Source organism: Arthrobacter ruber, from assembly GCF_002954225.1.
In the GTDB taxonomy this organism is placed as follows: Bacteria; Actinomycetota; Actinomycetes; order Actinomycetales; family Micrococcaceae; genus Arthrobacter_D; species Arthrobacter_D ruber.
In genome coordinates, this window is sequence record NZ_PPTH01000001.1 from 1 (window position 1) to 1339 (window position 1339).

General features: G+C 62.4%; 1 protein-coding gene. It reads left to right on the plus strand.

Going from position 1 to position 1339, the window contains the following annotated elements; all coding sequences use genetic code 11:
* Positions 1 to 160: 160 nt before the first annotated feature.
* On the plus strand, positions 161 to 1339 hold a 1179-nt coding region (locus CI785_RS00005), incomplete at its 3' end, for a GH25 family lysozyme (RefSeq protein WP_276307989.1).

Consider the following 1339-nt stretch of genomic DNA (forward strand, 5'->3'; position numbering starts at 1 on the left):
CACCAACAACGAAACCTGCACCACCAGTCGCTGCACCCAAACCTTCCAAGGTGGCACCCTCACCTGGACACCCACCAACGGCACCACCATCCGCTACAACTAGACCCTGGAGATCTTCGTGAAACCCATGAGAGTCAGGACGGCAGCAGCGCTCATTGCCTTGAGCACCGCAATCATCCTTAACCCCAGCGTGGCGGCCGCGCAGACACAGCCGAACTTCCCCGCGACCACGCAGGATTCCGGGGCGACATCAGATGCCCAGGATGTCACGAAGCAAGCTCTTTCTACGCCGTCGGCATCTGTGATTGCCCCGCTGACGACGAGCAGTGGCGAAGCCCTCACCGCCGAGCAGATGCTTGCCAATTCAAGGGCACTGGCTACCGAGATGGACGCGGACGGCGCGTCCCTCGGTCAAGGAGTCCGACGACTCTCCCGCACGGGTGATGCCCAAGTGCCGGCGCCCGAGGAAAGTACGAGCAACACCGCGCCAGAAGGGCAGGAAGGGCTCGCGGCTGTCAACTACTGGAAGCCGGGCGGGGTACTCGGAGTCGATGTCAGCAGCCATCAAGGTACTGTCAACTGGCAGTCTGCTTGGAATCAGGGAGCGCGTTTTGCCTATACGAAAGCAACCGAGTCCACCAACTACCGGAACCCGTTCTTCGACGCCCAGTACAACGGCTCGTCCAATGTAGGAATGCTTCGTGGCGCCTACCACTTTGCTATCCCCAGCGTCAGCTCAGGAAGTCAGCAGGCAAACTACTTCATCAATAATGGAGGCGGTTGGTCATCAGACGGACGGACGCTTCCACCCTTGCTCGACGTCGAGTACAACCCATATCCGTCCCTCGGTAACGCCTGCTACAATATGTCCCCGGCACAAATGGTGACCTGGATCCGAGACTTCTCCAACACGGTCCTCGCTCGTACCGGTCGCGTGCCCATGATCTACACGACAACGGACTGGTGGGATACCTGCACCGGCCGGTCGACCGCTTTCGGGAACCACCCCTTGCACCTGGCGAGTTACAGCAACGCCGGACCGGGCAGGATGCCAGCAGGATGGTCGGGATACGACTTGTGGCAGTACACCAGCGAGGGACCGGTCATCGGGGACTGGAACCAGTGGCCGGGGAGCATGGCCACCCTCCAGTCCTTTGCGCGCAACGGGCAGTCGGGGGCGGGGTCGGCGATCGGTGCTGTGGCGGCGCGTACTCCTGAGCTCGGTGCCGCGACCTCGGGAGTGGTGTGCGGTCTCGTCGCGGGCGGCTGCTACCAGAACTTCCAGGGCGGAGCGGTCACCTGGACCGCTGGCTCCGGAGCCCACGCGACCATCAACGGC